This window comes from Rufibacter sp. DG15C (genome assembly GCF_001577755.1).
Classification (GTDB): Bacteria; Bacteroidota; Bacteroidia; order Cytophagales; family Hymenobacteraceae; genus Nibribacter.
The window spans coordinates 3,534,757-3,558,678 of record NZ_CP010776.1 but is presented as its reverse complement, the minus strand read 5'-3'; the positions used below and the strand labels follow the sequence as shown (position 1 = coordinate 3,558,678).

The following is a 23,922-nucleotide window of genomic DNA, read 5'->3' as shown; positions in this document are numbered from 1 at the left end:
CATGCGCCTGCTGACCACTTGGATTTGTTAAATGCCGACTGTCCTGCATCTTTGCCGATAGGAGAGTCACTCATACACCTTTCACCATGCCTCAATCCGTACCAGAACAAGCGCCAATTATCAAGACTTCTTTTTTGAAGAAAATAGGATTGGACGGTTTTTTGATTGGGATACTCTTGGCCATTTTCCTGGCGTATCTACATCCAGATTTGGGAGCTGAAGAAGGGCCCTTGCCCATAGGAGAGATTACCACGTACGGCGTCTCCCTGATCTTCTTTTTTTACGGCCTAAGGTTGAGCCCTACTAAACTGAGGGCAGGTTTAAAGGACTGGCGCCTCCATCTGGTGGTGCAGGCCGGTACCTTCTTGTTGTTTCCGTTGATCGTCTACGCTGCTTATTTGCTATTCCCCGACATTGAGAATCCTATGCTATGGGTAGGCATATTTTACGTGGCGGCGTTGCCTTCCACGGTATCCTCCTCGGTGGTAATGGTGTCCATTGCCGGCGGAAACATTCCCAGCGCCATTTTCAACGCCAGTATCTCCAGCTTGATTGGGGTGTTTATGACACCGTTTTGGATGAGCCTGTTCATGAGCACCAGCGCTGCCGGCGAAATGGACCTCACCCAGATTATTCTGAAATTACTGCTTCAGGTGGTATTGCCCGTAACGGTAGGCATTTTGCTGCATCATCGATTTGGGGCCTTCGCTGAGAAGCACAAAGCCCGGCTCAAGCTGTTTGATCAAAGCATCATCCTCCTTATTGTCTATTCCAGCTTCTGCGATTCCTTTGCGCAAAACCTGTTTGAAAGCCTAAGTACCTGGCACTTGATCTTGCTGGGCTTGGCGATGGTCTCCTTGTTTTTTGTGGTGTTTGGCTTGTTGCAAGGGTTAAGCAGATTGCTGGGCTTTCACCGCGAGAATACCATCACCGCTGTATTCTGTGGATCTAAAAAATCACTGGTGCACGGCACCGTCATGTCTAAGGTGATTTTTCCTGGCGCGGCCTCCTTGGGGATCATCCTGCTTCCCTTAATGCTGTACCACGCGCTCCAACTAGTTATTGCCAGCATTTTAGCGCAACGGTTGGCTAGGCAAAATAACAATGTTCTGACCCCCAATAAAGCATAAGCCGATTTTGGCCTGTTTTGGTTGAAACAGGCCAAAATCGGCTTTTTCAATCTTAGCATAAATAAGGAACAAAAGCTTCCCAGAAACTTGGTTTAGTCGGTGTCCTCCAAGCTGAACAGCTCTTCCACTTTCTTGCTCAACACTTGAGCCACCTTTAAGGCCAACACGGTGGAGGGGATGTACCGGTTGGTCTCCATGGCATTGATGGTCTGCCTACTGACGCCAATCTTTTTGGCCAAATCCTCTTGGGTCAATTTAAGCGCCACCCGTTCAGTACGCACGTTATTCTTCATACGCGGGTAATTTAGAGGCCTTGTATAGCACCACTTGGAACCTCACCAAAAATAGAAGCATGAGCGTGAACAGGTTGTAGACCATGACTTGGTAAAAGCCCAGCCCATAGATAAAGAAGAGGCAGAAGATTAAAAAGGCGGCGTTCACATACGTGGCCCATAGCAAGGACTCCAACCTTAGTTTGCCTATGAATTCGTCTTCTTCTTTCACTTCTGAGCAAGCCACTAAGAGGGTACTGACAATGAGCAGGCAGGCTATGATCTCGTCTGCCAAGTTGTTCTCAATCATTTCAAACGCTTCTTTAGTGCCTGTTTTCTCACCCAGCATGGCCGGGTCATACAGCGCAAAAACTTTCATCTCTAACCAAGGGAAGGAAATAACCTCATTGGTAAGCAGCAGCCCAAGGAGCAACGAAGGAATCAACAAAACCCACCCAAGTTTCTTAAACCGGTGCGGAAAGAGATAACGTGTTTTCATGACATGTAAAGTTTGCTTGTCAAATGTAAAGAATAGTTTACAAATGACAAATAAACTTTACATTTTATTTTAAAGCATAAAAAAGCCCCGCCGTCTAATGTAGAAAGCGGGGCTTTTTATAGTCAAGGCTCTTTAATGCGCTAAAAATTCGGCAAAGGTTTCTTCGGCTTCCATGAGCCCGGCAGCGGTGATGTTGGTCAAACGCACGTGTTTTTCTTCATTCACCATGACTGGATCGTATTTGGCTACCACGCGCACGTAGTTTTCGGTGAAGCCTTCCATGTAGCCATCCGTGATGTCTGCCTCAAACAGAACCTTGCCCTCATAGCCAATCTGGCTTTCATAGAAGGCGCGTTTCTTTTTCTCTGACAAAATCCGGAGCATGTCGGCGCGCTGGTTCCTGGTTTTCTGCGGCACCACGCCCGGCAACTCTATGGCCGACGTGTTGGCGCGCTCTGAATAGGGGAACACATGCAGGTAAGAGATATTGAGGTCGTTCAGGAAGTTGTAGGTCTCCAGGAAATCTTCTTCGGTCTCCCCGGGGAAGCCCACAATCACATCCACTCCAATACAGGCATGGGGCATGGACGTCTTGATCCAGTCCACTCGCTGGGCATACAACTCGCGCAGGTAGCGGCGGCGCATCAACTTCAAAATCTTGTTGCTCCCCGACTGCAAGGGTACGTGGAAGTGCGGCATGAACCGGTTGGAGTTGGCTACAAAGTTGATGATGTCCTCACTTAACAAGTTAGGCTCAATGGACGAGATCCGGAAGCGGTTCACATTCTCCACTTGATCCAAGGCCTGTACCAACTGGAAGAAGTTCTCTACGCGCACGCCGTCCTGCAACCCGAAGTCGCCGGTGTTCACGCCCGTTAAGACAATTTCTTTCACGCCAGAAGCACCAATCTCTTTAGCCTCCTGGACTACTTTCTCAATGGTGTTGCTTCGGCTTTTGCCACGGGCCTGCGGAATGGTGCAGAACGTGCAGGAGTAATCGCAGCCGTCTTGTACTTTCAAAAAGGTGCGCGTCCGGTCCCCAAAGGAGTAGGCATTGACAAAGGTATTGGCCTCAGAGACGGCGCTGGCGTGCACCTGGGGCTTGCCGGTTTTCACAAAGCCCTCCAGGATGTCCACCAGCTGGAATTTTTCGGCGGCGCCCAAAACGGCATCCACGCCCGGTATTTCAGAAATCTCAGCAGGTTTTAACTGGGCGTAGCAACCCACAATAGTGACGAAGGCATTTGGCGAATGCTTGAGCGCTTCCTTGACCACCTTACGGCACTTCTTGTCTGCGTTGTCTGTGACAGAGCAGGTGTTGATGACATAGATATCTGGAGTGTCCGTGAACTCCACCTTCTCAAAACCACGCTCCTGAAAGATTCTGGACAGGGTAGAGGTCTCAGAAAAATTCAGTTTACAGCCCAGTGTATAAAATGCTACCTTTTTCATAATCAGGGGGCAAAGATACGGAGATTCAAGGCAAATGCCCAATGTCCGTTTTTAGCCTCTTTTCTTGAAATCAGGCCAAAAATGAGAAAAAGGTTCCGGGTTCTACTTTTTCAGGAAGTCGTTAAAGCTGGTTTGCATGTAGGCCTTGCCTTGCTCTACTTGTTTGTCTGTCACTGCGCTGTCCCGTTGAATGGGCTTTTTGGACACGTTGTCAAAAGTAAGCGCCCCGTCTGCCGTCACCATCCCGAAGCCGTCATTAAACACATAGAAGGCAAAAGGAGTGGCCTTGGCGTCCAGCAGGTTCTTGCTCCAGGCATAGTGGTGTGTAGGCAATCCCATTTGTTGCAAGAGCGTCGGTACCAAGTCTGTCTGGGACCCAATGGTAGAAATAACAGTGTCTTTTACCGCCAGGGCCCCACCCAGCAGCATTAACGGGATTTTGAATTTGCTGGGCGCGTCATTGGCATCCCGGCCCGGAAACAAGTGGCCGTGATCCGCTACAATGACTACCAAGGTGTTCTGCCACCAGGCCTGCTTTTTTGCCTCCGTAAAGAACCTGCCCAATGCCCAGTCTGTGTAATGGAAAGCGTTCTTGAACTGGGTCTCCTCATCCTGGCCTTTGAACTTTGCGGGCATGGGCACCTCGTAGGGTTCGTGGCTGCTCAAGGTGAAGACTGTCATCAGGAACGGTGATTTCATGGTTTTTAAATCCTTCTGCACTCGGTCTAAGAGGATATGGTCATGGGCGCCCCATTTAGAGTTGTAAGACTCTGCCGGAAAATCGCTTTTATCAATCAGCTTGTCATAGCCCCCGTTAACCAGAAAGGATTTGATATTAGCAAATGCCAATTCGCCTCCATAATAATAATTGGTAAAATAGCCTTCCTTCTTTAAGTCTGAGGCCAACTGCGGCAGGCGCTCCGTTTTCTTGGGGGTCTTGATGATGGAAGTGGTGGTTTGCACCGGGTAGCCGCTCAGCAGGGCCACCATGCCCTTTTCACTTCTATCTCCGGAGGCATATATATTAGAGAATAAGATTCCCTCTTTGGCCAAGGCGTTCAGGTTGGGCGTCACGTCGGGCGGGCCACCAAGGGCGCCAATCAGCTTAGCAGTGTAGCTCTCTACTATAATAAAGAGTACGTTGGGCTTTTTTGTTCTGAGAAGCGAAGGGATAGTATCGCTTTTAGGCGTATAAAGCTCCTGCACCAAGGCATCGGCCTTCTTGCCGTCTAGGTATTCATAAGGGTTTTTGGTGTCGTAGCTTTTGCGAAGCAAGGACTGCATCACGTTCCAGGGCACGTTCACGCCCGCATGGTTTGCGAACATGTTCTGAGAAAAGTAGACGTCACTCTGGTTTAAGGGGATCTGCTGCCAACCACCTCTAATAGGGAGTATAAGGACTGCCACTAGAAATACGCTAGCCCCCAACTCTAACAGCAGCTTTTGTTTATGATGTGGACTGCGTTCCCAGGTTTGGCTCAGTTTTTTAAAGGCCCAAATAGCAACAATGGCAAATAATATATATTGAACCACCAACAAACCCACCGGCGCAGACCCGGCAGAGGCTATCATTTCGGCGGGCGTATTAAGGTATTGCAACGGGGTTGCATCCAACCGAAAACCCCAGGCCGCATACAATTCCAGGTCCATGGTGGTCAAGAGCAGCACCAACGGGATGAGAACATACGTGTACACCCTAATTACTTTCAGCCAAACCGCTTTTCTAAAGGCCACTTCCATTAAAAAGACCAGGAATGGTAGAGCACTTAAGTAGGCGGCAAAGGAAATATCCATCCTAAAGCCATAACCAAACACCTTGAGTGCTTCTATAAAGTCAAGCGTTCCGGTTTTAGAAGAGTGATAGCCTAAAAAAATAGCCCTGGCTACTTGAAATAGAAGGGTCCAAAAGGCTAGGTAGGAAAGGGTTCTGTACAAGATTCGTTTCACAGCACAAATATACTGGTAATTGATACTCCTTTAAAGGAGGGATGGGTGTTGAAAATAAGGGGGTGTTTTAAAAATTTAAGTTCTAAAATAAAAAACCACCATAAGATATAGGGGGGGTATCATGTAATTTGTATGGTAATATCAGAAAACAACCCTAAAAAATATAGTCATTTGTTTGCGATGTCCGTATGGAGGTGTAATTTTACATCATTCCTTAACCAACAACATTAAGAGCACATGGCTATCCTTCGGTTTAAAGCTTTAGAGTTAGTGAATCAGCGGAAAGCGGTTGAAGTTCAACTGCCTGCCCACAAAATCTCTGATTATTATGGCAGTAACGTATTTGGCATTGATGCCATGCGCTCGTATCTGTCTGGTGACTATTTCAAAAGGCTGCAATACGCCATTAAATCTGGGAGCAAGGTTGACCGTAACCTGGCAGATGCCGTGGCAGCTGCCATGCGTACATGGGCCATGAGCAAAGGCGCGACTCACTATACCCACTGGTTCCAGCCCTTAACCGGAGAAACCGCTGAGAAGCATGACTCTTTCTTTGACATTAGCTCTGACGGACGCGCGTTAGAAACATTTAAAGGAAATGCCTTGGTGCAGCAGGAGCCTGACGCTTCTTCTTTCCCGAGCGGCGGCATTAGAAATACCTTTGAGGCCCGTGGCTATACCGCCTGGGATCCAACTTCACCAGCTTTCATCATTGAAAACGCCGGTGCCCGTACCCTTTGTATTCCCACCATCTTTGTTTCTTACACCGGTGAGGCTCTTGACTTTAAAGCGCCATTGTTAAAGAGCTTAGACCTGGTAGAGCGAGCCGCTTTAGATGTTTGCCAGTATTTTGACAAGGACGTTACCCGCGTGACTACCACCTTGGGTATTGAGCAGGAATACTTTTTGGTAGACCGTGCCTTGTATGACGCCCGCCCTGACTTAGTCATGACTGGCCGTACCGTATTTGGACATGCCCCGGCCAAAGGACAGCAGTTAGAAGACCATTACTTTGGTGCCATTCCATCTAGAGTGCATGCCTTTATGGTAGAGTTTGAAGCCGAAGCCCACAAACTAGGCATACCATTGCGCACCCGCCACAACGAGGTAGCTCCTAATCAGTTTGAGTGCGCGCCAACCTATGAGGAGGCGAACTTGGCCGTGGATCACAACCAACTGTTGATGGACATCATGGATCGCGTAGCCGAGAAGCACCACTTTAAAGTATTGTTGCATGAGAAGCCATTCAAAGGCGTAAACGGCAGCGGTAAGCACAACAACTGGGCTATGAGCACAGACACTGGCGTGAACCTTTTAGGCCCGGGCCGCCGACCAAAGGAGAACCTTCAATTCCTGACTTTCTTCATCACTACCATCAAAGCCGTGCACCGCTACGCAGACTTGTTGCGCGCCAGCATCGCCTCGGCCAGCAATGACCACCGCCTGGGCGCCAATGAGGCACCACCGGCCATCATGTCTGTGTTCATTGGTACTAAGCTTTCAGAAGTTTTAGACGAACTGGAGCGCACCGCCAAATTGCCTTTAGACAAAGGCGATAACGTGTACATGAAGCTGGGCATTGACAAAATCCCAGAAATCTTATTGGACAACACTGACCGTAACCGTACTTCGCCGTTTGCCTTTACCGGTAACAAGTTTGAGTTTAGAGCGGTTGGTTCTTCTGCTAACTGCGCCAACGCCATGACGGTGTTGAACGCCATTGTAGCGGATCAGTTGATTGACTTCAGAAACAGCGTGGATGCGTTGATGGAACAAGGCAAGAAGAAAGAAGTAGCCATCATTGACGTATTGCGTGAGTATGTAATTTCTTCTAAAGCCATACGGTTTGAAGGAAACGGTTACTCTAAAGAGTGGGAAGAGGAAGCAGAGCGCAGAGGCTTGAGCAACATCAGAACCACGCCGCAGGCCTTGGATAAATTGGTTGATGAGCAAGCCATCTCCTTGTTCACCAAGCATGGTATCTTCAATGAGCGAGAGTTGCATGCTCGTCATGACATCCTTCTAGAAGATTACTTGAAGCGTGTGCAGATTGAATCCAGAGTAATGGGCGATTTGGCCTTGAACCACGTGATTCCAACAGCGGTTGCCTATCAAACCAAGCTGGTGCAGAACATCAAAGGTTTGCGCGAAATTGGCTTGGAAGAAGAGCAGTACACTCAAACGACGGTAGACACCATCAAATCCATCTCTAAGCACTTGACCACCATTAAGTCTAACGTGGATCAGATGATTGAGCGCCGTAAGGAGTTGAACAAGGTAGAAGATACCCGTGAGCGGTCCATCAGATACTGTGAAGAAGTAACCACTTTCTTTGACACCATCCGCTACAGCGTAGACAAGCTAGAACTGATTGTAGACGATGAGCAATGGCCACTAGTGAAGTACAGAGAAATGATGTTCTCTCACTAAGAGACTTTATTTATACAAACAAGAAAGGCGCTCCAATTGGGGCGCCTTTCTTGTTTGTATTTTTTGAAATCAAGTTTAGGTCGTTTTTAGGCTAATTCTCAGGAAACAGGCCAAAAACGAGTCGCTATTGTGTTAGGGCTATATCCTCTTTGGAGCTTTTGTTAGTCAAAGCGTTTGTGACAGTTTCAATCTTAGCTTTGATTTCTTCAGTAGAAGGAAGGTGCTGCCGTAAATTGAGGTTGGCCCACCAAGCACTTACTTCTGGGTTTCTGGCTAAAATATCTAGCATGCGTTTCATGACAAACGGAAGAAGCAGCGTAGCAATGGAACTGGCCAAAACACTTTTCAGCCCTAAATGGATCATCAACCGCACTAGCACTAGCTCACGTAACTGCTCAAATAGGATTTTGTGCCCTTTCTCCTGTACCTGACCTTTTAAAATCTCAAAGGCTTGCGTGGCGTGCCCTTTGGCGACTTCACGGTTCACCCAAGTTTCAACAGTATCTTTGGCTACTTGAATGGCCTGCGGAATTTGACTTACGCTGAGGCCTGCTTCATGCAATAAACGGGCAGCATGGGCGTGGCTTTTTTTAAGGAAAGGCAGTGACATGGTACATAGAATTTAAAGAATCGCCTTTTTGTACGGCTAAAGCCTCCTTTTGTTTGTGCTTAAGGTTACTACCAATCCTTCCTTCCAGCGTAAATACAAGGAGAGAAGGAAGGAGGTAGTTGTACCATGGAACTAGAGCAAGAAGAATTTAAGGAACGTTTGGTGAATGAAATGACCAAAGGGACCAATCCAGCCTATTATATACAAGCAGAGATACGGCAGGCCGAAGATTTGAAGCAAGGCTTAGCTGAGGAGGTAGACCGGGGAAGCCAGTTTGTGTCTGAGGCCATCAATAAAATAGACACCTACATCTTTTTTCTGCATGAGATGGCTAAGAAATATCCTTTAGACATGTACCAGTTAGACCAGAAAACCGCCTTGGAGGACGACGAGGTGCAAAACAGGATAAAGAAGGAATTAGGGAAATTGGACGATGAGGCAGACCCTGAGGCTCCTGGTAAGGTGAACCCTCTGGACTTATCCTAAAAGCGTGCGCCGGTCTCAGAAAATGATGTTAATTTTACAAATTGTACGCTGAACAATGTATGGACAGCGTTGGTTATCTGAGTATGGACGCAAGCACCCCTATGAATTCAACAGCCTCTACGTTGGGCGGCATTTATTGCCCCAGCCTTACTGACTATACCCGTCGCCTGACTCGTGAAGTTCGCATAGGTGACTTGGCCATGGGTGGCACTAATCCAATTAGGGTGCAGTCCATGACCACCGTAGACACCATGGACACCCAGGGCTCTGTAGAACAGGTGATCAGGATGGTAGAAGCCGGCTGTGAATACGTGCGTATTACGGCACCCAGTGTCACAGAAGCTGAGAACCTTGGGGTCATCAAAAAGGAACTTCGGGCCCGTGGGTATTCTGTGCCTTTGATCGCTGACATCCATTTCACGCCCAACGCCGCAGAACTAGCCGCCAAACTGGTAGAGAAAGTCCGTGTGAACCCGGGCAACTACGCAGATAAGAAGAAGTTTCAAGTCATTGACTATACAGATGCCACGTACCAGGCAGAGTTGGATCGCATAAGGGCTAGGTTCTCGCCGCTAGTTACTATTTGCAAAGAGCACGGCACTGCTATGCGCATTGGTACCAACCACGGTTCTTTGTCTGATAGGATCTTGAGTCGTTACGGTGACACTCCGCTAGGAATGGTGGAGAGCGCCTTGGAATTTCTTCGCATTTGCGAGGATATGCAGTATTATGACGTGGTCTTGTCTATGAAAGCCAGCAACACGCAGGTCATGGTGCAGGCCTATAGGTTATTGGTGCAGAAACTGGAAGAAGAAGGCATGCAACCGTATCCCTTGCACTTGGGTGTAACCGAAGCCGGCGAGGGAGAAGATGGCCGTGTAAAATCTGCCGTGGGCATTGGTACTTTACTAGAAGATGGCCTAGGAGACACTGTGCGTGTTTCATTAACCGAAGCGCCCGAGTTGGAAGCCCCCGTGGCCAAGGCGCTTATTGACAGGTATACCCACCGCGCAGGTCATACGCCGATTAAGCCTATTCAGGAATTACCTTATACTCCGTTCCAGTACCATCGTCGCGAAACCCGCGAAGTACTTAATATTGGCGGACACAATGTACCCCGTGTAGTCGCAGATCTGAGCCGTCTGGAGGAGATTACCTTTGATGACCTTAGGTCCATTGGACATATCTATTCACCTTCTCTGGACAAATTCCATATGAGTGACCAGGGCGCTGATTATGTCTATACTGGCAGCACCCCCATAGGCTTTATGTTGCCCAACGGCTTGAAGGAGATCTTGGATTATACTGCTTGGCTAGAGGTAGAGCAGCGGGAGGATCTTTTTCCTTTATACACGGCTGCCCAGTTTGAGACTGCAGATTCCTGGCACCCACAGCTCAATTTTGTGCAGGCGTCCTTCGGTCAATTGACCCAAGACTTTGTAGAGTCTTTGCATAACCGCCCTGATGTAGTGCTAGTCCTTGAAACGGAGAATGAGCATGCTATGCCAGAGCAGCGCAGGGCCTTCATTCGGCTCATGAACCAAGGGCAACCGGTTCCGGTCATTATCAAGCGTTCTTATGAAGACTTGACAGATGAAGAGGTGCAGTTATATGCTGCCACTGACGTGGGAGGCCTTTTGGTTGATGGTCTGGGTGATGGCGTACTGTTGAGCACTCAAGATTTGAGCCACCGTGACAAAGAGGAGTGGGGCCATACCTTAGAAAATTTGAATAAACTGGCCTTTGGCATTTTGCAGGCTGCCCGCACCCGCATGAGTAAAACAGAGTACATCAGCTGCCCAAGCTGTGGCCGTACTTTGTTTGACCTACAAGAAACCACCGCTATGATCAGAAAACGCACCGACCATTTGAAAGGCGTCAAGATTGGCATCATGGGTTGCATAGTCAACGGTCCTGGTGAGATGGCCGATGCGGACTACGGCTATGTAGGTGTAGGAAAAGGCAAGATTGCCCTATACCGCGGCCAACAGGTAATCAAAAAATCAGTTCCAGAAGAACGCGCCGTGGATGAGCTAATAGAATTGATTAGGGAAGACGGCAATTGGATTGAGCCCTTAGGAAATCAGGCCTGAATTACTCAATTTCGGTAATCATTCTTGACACATAATTGTTAAAGGAATACCATTAAGTTTGCACTCTTAAGACAGCATATATGAAAGGCCTTTTTGATTTCACGGAAGTGGCAACTTATTTTTTCAGGAAGAAAGACCCTAACCGTAAAACCACTTTTAACCTGCGAACCATGCACAGGATCAATAAAGTGTCTATGGTTATGTTTTTAATGGGTCTGATTTATCTGGTGTTTAAGTGGATGACCAGATAAGTACAGATAATCTGCTTTTGATAAAGAGTCCTGCTGAAGTAGCGGGACTCTTTTTTATCTATGTATTAACCTAAAGGATTCCATTGGTATGAAGTAGGAAAGAAATCAATACAAGATTTAATCCTCCACTTACATCCCAAATTTAATCCAAACTCCCATGATAGGCTTTATTGTTAAGTTTACCATGGGAGCATTTTTTTATCAAAAGCTTTCCTCTTGCCTTACAACTAGGTTACTCTTGACACTATAGAAGCAGCTCTATTTGTTGCGTGATTGGTTGGTTTTGTATTACTTGAGCCATGAACATTGAAGAATTTAGAGAGTACTGCCTCCAGAAGCCACATGTAGAGGAAACGCTTCCTTTTGACCAAGATACCCTTGTCTTTAAAGTGGCCGGTAAAATGTTTGCCCTCTGTAGCCTATCTAATTTTGCTGGGGGTGTGTCCCTGAAATGCGACCCGGAGCGGGCAGCCGAGATTCGGGAACAATACCCAGCCATACAGCCGGGATATCACATGAACAAAAAGCACTGGAATACAGTCATGCCGGAAGCCTTCTTGCCAATGGGTTTGTTGGCTGAGCTCATAGACCATTCGTATGATTTGGTGGTAAAAGGCTTGCCTAGGAAAGTAAAAGAAGAGCTTGGGCTATAACCTCCTTAAGGTTCTATCATAAAAAAAGAAGCTCGGCATTACTGTCGAGCTTCTTTTTTTATTCGTTTTTGGCCTGTTTTCCAGAAAACAGGCCAAAAACGCTAGATCACAACGTTAACAATCTTGCCAGGCACCACAATCACCTTTTTCACTGGCTTTCCCTCCAGCAATTTCTGAACCTGTTCAGACGCCAAAACCTCTTTCTCTACGTCTTCTTTAGACAATTTCAGGTCGAAGGTGAGCTTTGATTTCACTTTCCCGTTCACGGAGATTGGGTAGTCAAAGGTGCTTTCTGTGAGGTACTCCTCTTCCCACTCTGGGAAGGTGGCGTAGGTGATGCTCTCCTTGTGTCCCAGACGGTTCCAAAGCTCTTCAGATATGTGCGGCGCGTAAGGAGCCAGGGCAATGGTCAAAGGCTCCAGAATGGCGCGTTTCTTCGTTTTCAAAGCCGTTAGTTCATTCACGCAAATCATGAACTGACTCACGCTGGTCCCGAAGGAGAAGCGCTCAATGTCTTCTTCTACTTTCTTGAGTGTTTTGTGCAGGGCTTTCAACTCGGCAGGAGTAGCTTCCTCCTCGGTCACAGCCCAGTTCCCTTGCTCATCCATGAAGAGTTTCCAGAAGCGACGCAGGAACTTGTACACGCCGTCCATTCCGTTGGTATTCCAGGGCTTGAACTGCTCTAACGGTCCTAAGAACATCTCATACATGCGCAAAGTGTCGGCACCGTATTCTTCTACCAGCACATCTGGGTTTACTACGTTGTGCTTCGACTTAGACATCTTCTCAATCTCCACACCCACCACATATTTGCCGTCCTCCAGAATGAATTCGGCTTCCGCGAAGTCAGGTCGCCAGGCTTTAAAGCGCTCCAAATCCAGAATGTCATTCTCCACGATGTTCACATCCACGTGCAGGGCGGTTACCTCATGCTGGTCTTTCAAACCATAAGAGACAAAGGTATTGGTGTCTTTGATGCGGTACACAAAGTTAGACCTACCCTGAATCATGCCCTGGTTGATGAGCTTTTTGAAGGGCTCTTCCTGGTTTACCATGCCCAGGTCAAATAAGAACTTGTTCCAGAAGCGGGAATAGAGGAGGTGGCCCGTAGCGTGCTCAGAACCACCAATATATAGGTCCACATTCTGCCAGTAGTCAATCGATTCTTTACTCGCAAACTCCTTGTCATTCTGGGCGTCCATGTAGCGGTACCAGTACCAGCTGGAACCCGCCCAACCGGGCATGGTACTCAATTCGTACTCAAACTCACCGCGGTATTTCCAGTCTTGTGCACGGCCCAAAGGAGGCTCACCGGTCTCTGTCGGCAAGTAGGCGTCTACCTCTGGCAAGACCAGCGGCAGTTCGCTTTCTTCTAACAAGGCAGGAATGCCGTCTTTGTAATACACTGGAACGGGTTCGCCCCAATAGCGCTGGCGGCCAAACACGGCGTCACGCATGCGGTAATTGATGCGGGCTTTGCCTACGCCTAGTTCCTCGGCTCGCTGAATACCGGCTTTAATGGCGTCTTTCACCTCCAGGCCGTTCAGGAAATCTGAGTTGATGATTTTTCCTTCCTTGGCGGCGAAGGCTTCTTTGCTTAAATCTCCACCTGCTACTACTTCAGGGATAGGCAGATTGAATTTCTTCGCGAAGGCATAGTCACGGGAATCATGCCCTGGAACAGCCATGACGGCGCCCGTTCCGTAACCCGCCAATACGTAGTCCGCAATCCATACCGGGATTTTCTCCCCAGAGATGGGGTTGATGGCAAAGGCTCCGGTAAAGGTACCCGTCACGGATTTCACGTCAGACATGCGGTCGCGTTCTGAGCGGTTCTTGGCCCAGGCTACGTATTCCTCAACTTCGGCGCGTTGTTCAGGAGCGGTAATCTCAGATACAAATTCATGCTCTGGGGCTAAGACTACAAAGCTAGCCCCGAAGATGGTGTCAATACGCGTGGTGAACACTGTGATGTGTTTGTGCTCATGGCCGTCTACCTGAAATCGTAGCTCGGCACCCACCGACTTGCCAATCCAGTTGCGTTGCATCTCCTTAACCGGCTCAGGCCAGTCAATGGTATCCAGACCTTGCAACAGGCGCTCAGCGTAGGCGGTGATGCGCATCATCCACTGCTTCATGAGCTTGCGCTCTACCGGGTAACCGCCGCGCTCAGAAACGCCATCTTTTACCTCGTCATTGGCCAATACGGTGCCCAACTGCGGACACCAATTGACCACGGCTTCAGACAAGAAGGTCAGTCTGTATTTCAACAGAAAATCTTGCTGTTCTTTCTCGTTTAACCTGGCCCAGGCATCAGCGGTCACGTGCGGCGTGTCCTCGTCACAGGCGGCATTCACGTGAATGTTTCCCTGCTTCTCTAAAATGGCTACCAACGTTTCAATCGGCTCCGCTTTGTCAGTGTCGTTGTTGTACCAGCTGTTGAAGAGCTGCATGAAAATCCACTGCGTCCACTTGTAGTAGCTGGGGTCTGAGGTGCGCACTTCGCGGTCCCAGTCAAAGGAGAAGCCCAGGTTGTTCAACTGTTCAATGTAGCGCTCAATGTTCTGCTTGGTGGTAACGGCAGGGTGCTGGCCCGTCTGGATGGCATACTGCTCCGCTGGCAAACCAAACGAGTCGAAGCCCATGGGGTGCAACACGTTGAAACCTTTCAAGCGCTTGTAGCGGCTTACAATGTCAGAGGCGATGTACCCTAGCGGGTGACCCACGTGCAAACCAGCCCCCGATGGATACGGGAACATGTCCAAGGAGTAAAACTTGGGTTTGCTGGTGTCAATCTCCGTCTTGAAGGTCTTGTTCTCGCTCCAGAAGCGTTGCCACTTCTGCTCTATGGATTTGTAGTCGTACTCTGCTGACATGGGCGTATGTGTTTTCTGCTGTAAGGCAGGTTTGTTCAATTGGGTAGCCCTGCATAGGCTAACCGCAAAAGTAAGGAATTTCCTGTTAGAGCGGCTAAACCTATTAAACATGAATCTAACTTATATCTTTATGCCTATATAGGCTCAATATGAATGTTAGAAACCTAAACAACATAAGCTGGAGAAAAGCAATCTTGTGGCTTGAGATGATTGGTATACTACTATGTATGGTTGACTTTTTTCTAATTGAAAAGGTAGTCAATGAGAAGGAAATTCACTTAGATGGAATTACTTATTCAAAGCCACGCTATAGTGATTATAATTCGAGCTTAATTACAGCAATTGTGGTGAAGGATAGGAAGATATTTCTTGACACCGAGGATATGTCTAAAATCTGGATTGATGGGCCGGTTAAACTCTTGCAAACACCAATGCTGAGAATTATAAAGGAAGTCCATTATATGGATAGAGACACTAAGCAAATGTTAAAGGCATTTCCATCCTTTAGCGTTTATAAACCATATTTTGCTTGGCTTATTCTCCTAAGCTTGTTAAGCCTGTACTCATTATTCACGAAAAACGAAAAGGGCCAAACTCATGGCTTTGGAATTAGCCTTTTAATTTTCTCAGCAATAATTGTATTCGAAATTCTTTAAACTACAGCAAACCACCCAAAGGGTCAACCCCGTTCCAGGTGCCATGACTGCTGATGGGAGTGAAGCGGGCGAACAGCTCTTCTGAATACCAACCCTGGGTTCTGGTTCTGGTGATGACGTCCCTGTGCGAGGCGGTTCTATAGGCGTAGGCTTTCATATCGGACTCATTCTGCCATAGGCTGAAAGTAGCCTGTCTGATTAAAGGCGCTTCGCCTAGGCCAATGGAGGCTAACAAGCCTTGGGCATCGTCTAGACTGGCGCTGGCCTGGGGCACGTGTTTCCAGAAGTCCATGGCTTTGGTGAGCCGGATGGTGGCGCGGGTGAGCACGGCAATGGGCGCGTTATCTGGGGAAGGATAGGTTTCTGTGGTGAAAGGATTCCTACCGCTCCAAAGGCCATGCGCCTGCAAGGGTTGTAAGCCCAGGTGGTATTGTTCAAAGGTGTGCTCCCGGTATTCCTGCAACAGTGGGTGGCCTTCCAGAAAGTCCTGTGCGGCGGCAGGGGAGTCCCAAGTGGCCATGAGGCCGTAGCGGTACCAGTTGGGCTTGAGGCTGAAACCGCGGCCCTGCCCACTGCCCAAGAGCTTGAAGAAGTTGAGGCCTTTGACTTTTCTCAAGGCAGGCTGCGAGGTGCCCATCTGCGCCAGGCCCCACCGCCAATGCCCGGGTTTAACGCCAAACAGGGATAGGGTAGTGTGCGCTGGGGAAAAAGGGGCAGAGGGTGACAAGGTGCTTCGTTTTTGGCCTGTTTTCTTAAAAGTAGCCGAAAAACGGGATTCGGCCAAAGCCCAGCAATAGGGCAAGAAAAAAGGGAGCCGAAACTCCCTTTCCTGTATCAACTACAAATTAATCTTTTTGTTTTCGCCGGGGTGGGCGGGCTCTCCGGTTATTATCGCTTTTGCCATGCCGTACAAATGCACCACGGCGCTGTTCGGTGAATCCCAGTACTCGGCCTGGTCAATGGTGATTTTCAGGACGCCAATGTTCGGGTCTTCCTTGCCTTCGGGGAACCAGGCTTTCATGGCAGGGTTCCAAAGCTCGTCAATCTTCTGCTGGTCGCGGTTCACGGTGGCGTGGCCCGAGATGGACACATACAGGTTGTTGCTTGGGTCGGCGTAGCTCAGGTTCACGTGGCTTTCGTTTTTAATCTCATGCGTCTTGCCAGAGGCGTAGCCGGTCAAAAACCAGATGGTAGCATTCTCATCTGCCTTCATGTGCCGCATGGGCCGCGACCGAATGGTGCCGTCGGGCTCCACAGTGCTGAGCATGGCCACGTCAATGGCCTTTATTTTGTCTAACAGGGTTTTAATGTCTTTCTGCTGATTATTTGATTGGTTTTCCATAGTAGGTAAGGTCTCTCGGTTTTGTACTAGAATACGGGCAGCCTGTTCTGAGGGTTCCTTAGAAAGAACTGCCTGAGTCTTTAACCGTAAAGTGTACCTTTGGTTTTACACTTTCTGTTTTGAACTACCTGGCCCACCTGTACCTGTCTGGCAATGACCCTGAACTGAAGTTCGGAAATTTTATAGCCGATGGCGTGCGCGGCGCCCAGATTCTACAGTTCCCGGAACGCATTCAACAGGGAATCAAGCTCCACCGCCTCATTGACCAGTTCACCGACAGCCACGCCGTGGTCAAGGAAACGATAGAGCGCCTTCGACCTTTGTACAAAAAATACGCAGGCGTAGTGGCAGATGTATACTATGACCATTTTCTGGCCGCCAACTTCCAGCAGTTCAGTGCCGTGCCTTTGGATGTTTTTGCCGAAGAGAGTTACGCCGCCATCCAAAGCAGACCGGAGTGGCTTCCACCAAAAGTGCAGACTTTTTTACCTTATATGGTTAACCAGAACTGGCTGGTTTCATATGCGCAGGTTTGGGGAATTTCTAAAGCCTTAAAGGGCTTGAGCCGGCGCACTACGTTTGAATCTAACATGGAAACTGCCGGCGAGGAGCTACAGCTTAACTATGACTTCTACCACCAAGAATTCAATCGCTTTTTTCCAGATTTGGAGAAGTATGTGGAAGAGGAAATAGAACGGATTAACACCTTGCACTTAAAATCATAGGTTATCGTTTTTAGCCTACTTCCACCAAAACAGCCCAAAAACAAAGAAGGCGGACCCAATCAAGTCCGCCTTTTTTCATAACTTTATATTACAGTAATTCTTAGTGGTGGTGTCCGCCTTCGCCGTGTACGTGGCCGTGGGCAATCTCCTCTGGAGACGCATCGCGCACACTCACTACTTTGCCTTCAAAGTGCATGTCCATGCCAGCCAGTGGGTGGTTGAAGTCCATTAAAACGTGGTCATCATGCACGCTTACAATGCGGCCTTGCATGTGGTTTCCTTCGTTATCTGACATAGGAATGTAGTTGCCTTCCTGCACCATTTCCTCGTCAATCTTGCCGTCTACCTCAAACACCGATTTTGGAACCGGCACCACCGCGCTCTCGTCCAGGTCACCGTAGCCTTCATCAGAAGAAAGAGTGAATTTGAAGTCCTGGCCAGACTCCTTGCCTGACAATTCCTGCTCAAATTTCTCTGGCAATCCGCTCACGCCATACAAGAACACCATAGGGTTCTCGTCGTCGGCAATTTCTACTAGCGTTGACTCGCCTTCTTCGTTGGTTACCTTAAGTTCGTAGGTGAGCGTCACCACTTTATTTTCTTCTATTTTCATAGCTGTTGGTTATAGGTGTATTGAAAGGGTAAAGGTACAAGTATTTGCCTCTAACGAAATCCCGAAGCCAAAAGATTTACTCCGCCTCGCCGGGCGATAACAGCTCCCAGGCACTGCGGTAGGCGCCAATGGTTTCGGCGTAGGTCAAAAATTCCTGGTAGAAAGGATGCTCGCCCAAGGTGGCACTGTCGCCCACAATCACCATCTTTTTCTTGGCCCGGGTCATGGCCACGTTCATGCGGCGAATGTCGGCCAGAAACCCAATCTCACCCTCTGGGTTACTGCGCACCATGGAGATGTAGATGATGTCCCGTTCCTGCCCCTGGAAGGAGTCTACCGTGCCCACCGACAGCTGCCTACGCTGTTGCAGTTGGTGCAGTTTGGGTTCATGCTCTACCTGGTCTTTCAAGTAATTGATTTGCGCGCGGTACGGCGAGATGATGCCTATCTTCAACGGACGTTCTTCGCCTTCCTCGTTCAGGCCGGCGGGCTCATAGGGCGTTAAGAGGTTAAGTAAATGCTTAATGAGCAAATCAGCCTCCTCTGGGTTGGCAGTACTGCTGCCTTCGGCGATGGTGGTTTCATTGTAGCCGCACCCGGCCGTGTCTATGAACTCCACAATCAAGCCCGGGTCAAACTGCGGATGCACCTCTTGCAAGGTGGCGGCTTCTACGCTCTCATGCGCCTGCAATTCGCCTTTGTAAAACTGGGTGTTGGAGAAGCCCATGATGTGCTGGTGCATGCGGTACTGCGTGGTGAGCATGACCGCCGTTTCGGGCTGACGCGCGATGCACTTCTCAAACAGGGTTTTGGCCAGGCCGTTGCGCTCGGCAATCATGGATTTGACCGTGGGCGGCAACTGGTGGTGGTCGCCGGCCAGTACTACGCGGTTGGCACGGGTGATGGGAATCCAGCAGGCAGGCTCCAGGGCTTGTGCGGCCTCGTCAATGAACACCGTGTCATATTTTAAATGCCGAATCACGCGGTTAGCCGAGCCTACCAGGGTACAAGTCACCACTTCCACGTGGTCCAGCAAATCCTCGGTGATGTAGCGCTCCACGTCCTCTGCCTCATTGAGCAGTTTCTTGCTTTCGTCTTTGTAGCGACGGCGCTGTTCTTTTTCTTCCCAGCCAAAGTTGCGCTTAAACTGACTGCCCATGGCCTTGTATTCCTCGGCGGACTTGCGCAGTTTCTTGAGCTGGCGGTAGTCACGATGGTGCATGACCTGCGCATCCAAGGTATGCTCCAGCAAGACTTCAGAGACCCTAGACGGATTGCCTATTCTAATCACGTTCACACCTTGCTCGGCCAATTTTTCAGTGAGCAAGTCCACGGCGGTGTTGCTAGGCGCAGTCACCAATAAGCGGCGCTCACCGGCTTTCAAGGTTTCCAGGATGGCCTGCACCAGGGTGGTGGTTTTGCCGGTGCCCGGAGGCCCATGGATGATGGCCACGTCTACGGCCTGCATAATGTTTTTGACCGCCGCGTTCTGCGACGGGTTTAACACCTCAATAGGCGCAAATTCTTTCTCTCTTCTGAACGTAGCTGGTTCACTGCCTAACAGAATGTCCCGCAGCTGGGCCAAGCGGCTTTTCTCTGCTTCCATCACCTTCATGAGGGCAATGTCCATCTCGCGGTAGCTGACCTCATCAAAGGTGAGTTCTATGCCTAGCCGGCCGCCTTCCTCCAGCCAGTCGGGGAGGTCTTCTTTGGAGGTGGCCAGGCGCAGTTTGTTGCGTTTTACTTCCAGCACCACACCATTCAAGGCCCCACCGTCCCCGTTGGTAAACAAAGACGCCGAGGAACCCGCCTGGAACATGTGCAACTGGTCGCGGCCCGAGGAGCGCTCCAGCTCCACTACCATCTTGTTCCCGAAGCCTACTTCCTGCTTGGTAATCTGCACGGGGTACCAGCAGATGCCTAGCCGCTTGCGCTCAGCAATGGTGGTGAGGGCGTTCTTTAGCTGGTACTGCTTGCGGTCTTCTTCCTGCTCCAGTTTGAGCAGGGCCTTTACGTCCAGTAATTCGTTGAGAATGTCGTTCATTAAATTATAGAGGCAAGACGCAAGATGTAAGACCTAAGACAAGACCTACCGTCTTGAATCTTGTGTCCAATGTCTTGTGTCTTATTTATTTAAAATACGTCCTGTGGCAGGTTTGGCATTTCCATACGGTGGTACCGGCGTAAATGATTTTGCGCCACCAGGATAAATTAGCTTTAAGTCCTACCTGGGTAGAGCTGCAACGTGGGCAAGCAAGAGCCAGGCTTTCGTTTTTGGCTTGTTTTTGTGAAAACTCAGCTAAAACAATTTGACTTGGGAGAAGGTCTTGTTGCTTGACCAATAACTGATAATAAGTACCCGCGCCGTAAGGGAGGGTGGGAGGGCCGCAGCTTTTTACCAAGGCTACTACCTCTATACCCATCAGGTCATTATAAAGGTCAACAGCTTGGGCGTAGGTGAGGTATTGGGCCAGCGGTACTAGCGTTTCGTTCACGCTTCTACTTCTTCCTCTTGGTGCTGTTGTAAGTTGCCAATCCGGTTTTTAAGCCGAATGACATAGAATACCAAGCCCAGGGACAAGATGAAAAAGCCTAAGGCAATGGCGTCATGCTCAAACTTAGCATCCTCAGCGGTTTCCAACTCCTCACGAAGGTCTGTGATTTGCTTGGACAAACGGCGGTTCAGGTTTTGGGCGTAGACCAAGGAGGTCTTCATTTCATAGATGTTGTCCGTCACTACACGCTTATCGCCTTGTACCTGGGTATTTAGTTTCTTGGTCTCTGCTTCTAATTGGGCAGTGCGCTGGGCGGCGTTTTTGCGGGCCTCTAGTTTCTCTTGCTCTACCGCTAGGATAATCTCTGAGTCTTTCTGAAGAATGGCTTTCAAGGCTTCTACCACGGCAATCAAGTCTTCTTTAGAGGCATTGCCCCAGAAGCTGTTTTCCTGTGTTTTGAGGTAGTCGTATTTTAACACCAATTGCTCCCGCTCAGTGATGAGGCGTTGCACTTTGGAAGGTGCTGGCGGCGGTGTTGGGGCTTTCTCCTTGTCCTTGGTTTCTTCGCTGGTTTTGGAAGAAGTAGTGGTCTGGGTAGTAGACTTTGTTGGGACCTTTGTAGTAGAGGTACTTGCTGTTGTTCCTTTGAATGACCCAGCGCTGGTGGTAGTGGTTTTGGTAGTTGTCGTTTTGGCGGTACCTGCGGGCGGCACCGGTGGTTTGGGCGCGGTAGAATTGGCAATGGACTTAGAAGCCTTCGGTTTGGTTTCTTGCGTGCTGGCAGGAGGCGCCGACAGGGTTTGGGCCGCCAATGACAATGGCAGGGATAAACCAAGGGCTAAACTAAAGGAAATAAGCTTTTTCATAGGATTCACGGTTCTTCTTGTCGCTTAATACAGACAACGCACAAAAGTAACTTTTCTGCCGGTCGTTTTTGGCTTGTTTTCAGAAATCAACTCAAAAATGATTTTCCTTTTGCATGGAGCTTTTTTGTCACCCTTTGAAGGGGGTTGGGGGATGACTTCTTTATCTGATTCTTTTATTTCCGCCAATACCACCTAACTCTGTCCTTCCTAATCTCTCTTCTGTTACTTTCTGCTCAGGTCTGTCACTTTTCTCCTTGATGAGAAAAGTAACCAAAAGAATCAAGAGCCCCCGAACTCGCTGACCGCTCGGACAGGGCGGGGGCTCACAGAGACGCACCGTGAGAAGTGATTCGTTTCATAGTGAGCTTAAACTTCTACCAATAGACACGTCATTACTTTCTCCCTCGGGAAAAGAGACTTAAATTAACCAGTCTCTTTTCCCGAGGTCAAGGGCCGGCGGACTGCTGGTTGAGAAGTTGCAATGCCTTTTCTCGCTGGCGCGGTGCCTATGTAGAGACAATGGTTAGCCTTGTCTCCCACGCCTTGCTTTCTTCTGCTTTTCTGGTCTGCTGATAGGAAAGCAATAGCCCGTTTTGGGGTATTTTCCAGAAAACAGGCTAAAAACAAAACTGCCGCTCTCCAACAGGAAAGCGGCAGTTTCTATATTTAAAAAAGACTCGCGACTCTAGACTCAGAACTCAGGACTCCAAAAGCTATCGTTTTTGGTTCTGTGCCCAATCGTCCATCTTCTTTTCTACAATCTTCAAGGGCATGGCGCCGTCTTTCAGGAACTCGTCATGGAAGGCGGCCAGGGAGAAGTTGGAGCCGAGCTGTTGCTGGTACTTGGCGCGGAGTTCTCTAATCTTCAATTGGCCAATCTTGTAAGAGAGGGCCTGGCCGGGGATGGCCATGTAGCGCTCCACTTCGGCAATGACGCCTTCTTCAGACATGGCCATGTTCTCCATAAAGTATTGGATGGCTTGCTCTCTTGTCATGCCTTTGGTGTGCATGCCCACGTCAACCACCAGCCTGATGGCGCGGTGCATCTCATCGCCCAGGGCGCCCATGTACTGGTAGGGGTCTTGGTACAGGCCTAGCTCTTTGCCCAGGGACTCGGTGTACAGGGCCCAGCCTTCGCCGTAGGCACCGTACCAGGCAAATCTCCTGAAGTCTGGCAGGTCTTGGTTTTCCTGCTGCAGGGAGATTTGGTAGTGGTGGCCGGGGATGGCTTCGTGCAGGAACAAAGACTCCATGCCCGAGGTGGTGGCAAACTTGGTAGCGTCCAGGATAGGCACATAGAAAATGCCCGGTCTGGTGCCGTCTGGGGAGCCTTGGTTGTACTCGGCAGAGGCAGAGGCGGCTCTAAAGGCTTCGGTTTGTCTAATTTCAAACGGCGTTTTAGGCGTACGGCCGAACATCTTGGACAGGTTGGGTTCTATCCTGGCTTGAATGGCCCGGAAGGCGTTCAGCACGTCTTCGGGTTTCTTGTACGGCATGAACTTGGGGTCAGACTTGAGATGCTGGAAGAAGGCGTTCATGTCGCCTTTAAAGCCAACCTGGTTTTTGACCTTCTCCATTTCGGCTCTAATGCGTGCTACTTCTTTCTTACCGGTCTCATAGATTTCGTCTGGGGTCTTGTCTGTGGTGGTCCAGTACTTGACGTAGTAGTTATAGATGTCCTTTCCGCCGGGCACGTCTGCTATGCCGGTAGTGGTTCGGGCTTTGGGCAGGTATTCTTTCTGCAGGAACGTGGCCAGCTTTTGGTAGGTAGGCACCAGTTGGGTAGTGATGGCTTTTTTGTAGGCCTCCGTCAGGCGCGCTCTGTCGGCGGCAGGCACTTCTTTCGGGAAGTTCTGGATAGGCGAGTAGAACAAGCTCTTAGTAGGGTCTGCCACCACCAGGGCCTCCAGCTGCGGAATCATCTTGGCCACCAAAGGCTTGGGCAAGACTACGCCCGCAGCCATACCAGACCGGAAATTACCGATGGCGCTGTCTGCCCAGGCGGTGAAGCCTTGCACGCGGCCCAGCCAGTTGTCATAGTCTTTGGTGGTTTTGAACGGCTGGTTGCCGGTGCCCGAACCCAATTGGCCCATGGTCAAGGGCAGGCCCCAGAACTGCTGGAACGGAATCATCCAGGTGTTGAGCTTCAGGCCCTCCAGGCGCGTCTGCATCTCATACTGGAAGATGTCATAACTAATGCGGTCGTTCTCAGCAAGCTTCTCGCGGTTGTACTGTTGCAGGCTGTCCAGGTAGGACTGGTAGAAGTTCTGCAGAGTGTCGCGGTAGGCCTGGGTGTTGTCATTGGGCAACAGGTGGTTGTAGCGGTTATCGCCTTGGGCGGTGGCGTCCAGGGGGAACAGTCGGTTGTTGGTGTCCCAGTAGGATTTGAGCAGGCCGTTGAGGTTGGTTCTGGTGCCCGAAGCAGAGGAGCCGCCCTCGGTGTCTTGGTTGGAGGACTTCTGGCACGCGAACAGGCCGCAAGCCAACAGTCCAGCCAGCATGGTTTTTTTCATGTTGGTTAGGGAA

General features: G+C 49.5%; 21 protein-coding genes. 8 read left to right on the top strand and 13 right to left on the bottom strand.

What is annotated here, in order from left to right; genetic code table 11:
• Positions 1–86: 86 nt before the first annotated feature.
• Positions 87–1,130, top strand: a complete 1,044-nt coding sequence (locus tag TH61_RS15250; protein WP_157600735.1) for a bile acid:sodium symporter family protein — start codon at positions 87–89, stop codon at positions 1,128–1,130.
• Between the two features lie 92 nt (positions 1,131–1,222).
• Here the strand turns inward: TH61_RS15250 and TH61_RS15245 are convergent, their stop codons facing one another.
• From TH61_RS15245 to TH61_RS15230, 4 genes are all read right to left on the bottom strand, one after another.
• The gene (locus tag TH61_RS15245) at positions 1,223–1,423 is read right to left on the bottom strand and encodes a helix-turn-helix transcriptional regulator (RefSeq protein ID WP_066511216.1); all 201 of its coding nucleotides are present in this window, start codon (positions 1,421–1,423) and stop codon (positions 1,223–1,225) included.
• Positions 1,413–1,901 carry a hypothetical protein gene (locus TH61_RS15240; protein WP_071887859.1) on the bottom strand — a complete coding sequence of 163 codons (489 nt, stop codon included), beginning with the start codon at positions 1,899–1,901 and terminating at the stop codon, positions 1,413–1,415. The genes TH61_RS15245 and TH61_RS15240 overlap by 11 nt, the downstream gene beginning before the upstream one ends.
• Positions 1,902–2,033: 132 nt before the next feature.
• Positions 2,034–3,353: a tRNA (N(6)-L-threonylcarbamoyladenosine(37)-C(2))-methylthiotransferase MtaB gene (gene mtaB, locus TH61_RS15235; RefSeq protein WP_066511215.1), complete on the bottom strand. Its 1,320-nt coding sequence runs from the start codon at positions 3,351–3,353 to the stop codon at positions 2,034–2,036.
• Between the two features lie 102 nt (positions 3,354–3,455).
• The gene (locus TH61_RS15230; RefSeq protein ID WP_157600734.1) at positions 3,456–5,300 is read right to left on the bottom strand and encodes an LTA synthase family protein; all 1,845 of its coding nucleotides are present in this window, start codon (positions 5,298–5,300) and stop codon (positions 3,456–3,458) included.
• Positions 5,301–5,537: 237 nt separating this feature from the next.
• Between TH61_RS15230 and TH61_RS15225 the strand changes: the two genes are divergently transcribed.
• The gene (locus TH61_RS15225) at positions 5,538–7,730 is read left to right on the top strand and encodes a glutamine synthetase III (protein ID WP_066511207.1); all 2,193 of its coding nucleotides are present in this window, start codon (positions 5,538–5,540) and stop codon (positions 7,728–7,730) included.
• 124 nt (positions 7,731–7,854) lie between these two features.
• On the opposite strand, the gene TH61_RS15220 is transcribed toward TH61_RS15225, so the two are convergent.
• Positions 7,855–8,340, bottom strand: coding sequence for a hypothetical protein (locus TH61_RS15220; protein ID WP_066511201.1), 486 nt, complete (start codon positions 8,338–8,340; stop codon positions 7,855–7,857).
• A gap of 126 nt (positions 8,341–8,466) precedes the next feature.
• On the opposite strand from TH61_RS15220, the gene TH61_RS15215 reads away from it, so the two are divergent.
• The 4 genes from TH61_RS15215 to TH61_RS15205 all read left to right on the top strand — a co-directional run bounded on the left by TH61_RS15215 (position 8,467) and on the right by TH61_RS15205 (position 11,823).
• The gene (locus TH61_RS15215) at positions 8,467–8,826 is read left to right on the top strand and encodes a hypothetical protein (protein ID WP_066511200.1); all 360 of its coding nucleotides are present in this window, start codon (positions 8,467–8,469) and stop codon (positions 8,824–8,826) included.
• Positions 8,827–8,927: 101 nt separating this feature from the next.
• The gene (gene ispG / locus TH61_RS15210) at positions 8,928–10,919 is read left to right on the top strand and encodes a (E)-4-hydroxy-3-methylbut-2-enyl-diphosphate synthase (RefSeq protein ID WP_066512931.1); all 1,992 of its coding nucleotides are present in this window, start codon (positions 8,928–8,930) and stop codon (positions 10,917–10,919) included.
• A gap of 80 nt (positions 10,920–10,999) precedes the next feature.
• Positions 11,000–11,170 (top strand): DUF6728 family protein, encoded by a 171-nt coding sequence (locus TH61_RS18505; RefSeq protein ID WP_369796896.1) that lies wholly within the window; start codon positions 11,000–11,002, stop codon positions 11,168–11,170.
• Positions 11,171–11,469: 299 nt separating this feature from the next.
• Positions 11,470–11,823, top strand: a complete 354-nt coding sequence (locus tag TH61_RS15205; protein WP_066511199.1) for an MmcQ/YjbR family DNA-binding protein — start codon at positions 11,470–11,472, stop codon at positions 11,821–11,823.
• A 101-nt stretch (positions 11,824–11,924) separates the two neighbouring features.
• Here TH61_RS15205 and leuS read toward each other — a convergent pair whose 3' ends face one another.
• Positions 11,925–14,699 (bottom strand): leucine--tRNA ligase, encoded by a 2,775-nt coding sequence (gene leuS / locus TH61_RS15200; RefSeq protein WP_066511197.1) that lies wholly within the window; start codon positions 14,697–14,699, stop codon positions 11,925–11,927.
• 149 nt (positions 14,700–14,848) lie between these two features.
• Here leuS and TH61_RS15195 point away from each other — a divergent pair, with 149 nt between their 5' ends.
• Positions 14,849–15,355 carry a hypothetical protein gene (locus TH61_RS15195; RefSeq protein WP_157600733.1) on the top strand — a complete coding sequence of 169 codons (507 nt, stop codon included), beginning with the start codon at positions 14,849–14,851 and terminating at the stop codon, positions 15,353–15,355.
• Position 15,356: 1 nt separating this feature from the next.
• Here TH61_RS15195 and TH61_RS15190 read toward each other — a convergent pair whose 3' ends face one another.
• Both TH61_RS15190 and TH61_RS15185 read right to left on the bottom strand, forming a co-directional pair.
• Positions 15,357–16,082, bottom strand: a complete 726-nt coding sequence (locus TH61_RS15190; RefSeq protein WP_066512929.1) for a spheroidene monooxygenase — start codon at positions 16,080–16,082, stop codon at positions 15,357–15,359.
• A gap of 111 nt (positions 16,083–16,193) precedes the next feature.
• Positions 16,194–16,697 (bottom strand): pyridoxamine 5'-phosphate oxidase family protein, encoded by a 504-nt coding sequence (locus tag TH61_RS15185; protein ID WP_066511193.1) that lies wholly within the window; start codon positions 16,695–16,697, stop codon positions 16,194–16,196.
• A gap of 119 nt (positions 16,698–16,816) precedes the next feature.
• On the opposite strand from TH61_RS15185, the gene TH61_RS15180 reads away from it, so the two are divergent.
• Entirely contained in the window at positions 16,817–17,422 is a 606-nt protein-coding gene (locus TH61_RS15180; RefSeq protein WP_066511191.1) for an ACP phosphodiesterase, read from the top strand.
• A gap of 100 nt (positions 17,423–17,522) precedes the next feature.
• Here TH61_RS15180 and TH61_RS15175 read toward each other — a convergent pair whose 3' ends face one another.
• The 5 genes from TH61_RS15175 to TH61_RS15155 all read right to left on the bottom strand — a co-directional run bounded on the left by TH61_RS15175 (position 17,523) and on the right by TH61_RS15155 (position 23,909).
• On the bottom strand, positions 17,523–18,035 hold the full coding sequence (locus tag TH61_RS15175; protein ID WP_066511189.1) for a peptidylprolyl isomerase: 513 nt from the start codon (positions 18,033–18,035) through the stop codon (positions 17,523–17,525).
• 76 nt (positions 18,036–18,111) lie between these two features.
• Positions 18,112–20,079: an AAA domain-containing protein gene (locus TH61_RS15170; protein ID WP_066511186.1), complete on the bottom strand. Its 1,968-nt coding sequence runs from the start codon at positions 20,077–20,079 to the stop codon at positions 18,112–18,114.
• A gap of 85 nt (positions 20,080–20,164) precedes the next feature.
• Complete coding sequence (locus TH61_RS15165; protein ID WP_066511184.1) at positions 20,165–20,530, bottom strand: hypothetical protein; 366 nt, start codon at positions 20,528–20,530, stop codon at positions 20,165–20,167.
• Positions 20,527–21,396 (bottom strand): hypothetical protein, encoded by an 870-nt coding sequence (locus TH61_RS15160; protein WP_066511183.1) that lies wholly within the window; start codon positions 21,394–21,396, stop codon positions 20,527–20,529. The genes TH61_RS15165 and TH61_RS15160 overlap by 4 nt, the downstream gene beginning before the upstream one ends.
• A gap of 713 nt (positions 21,397–22,109) precedes the next feature.
• On the bottom strand, positions 22,110–23,909 hold the full coding sequence (locus tag TH61_RS15155; protein WP_066511182.1) for a DUF885 family protein: 1,800 nt from the start codon (positions 23,907–23,909) through the stop codon (positions 22,110–22,112).
• Between the last annotated feature and the right edge of the window lie 13 nt (positions 23,910–23,922).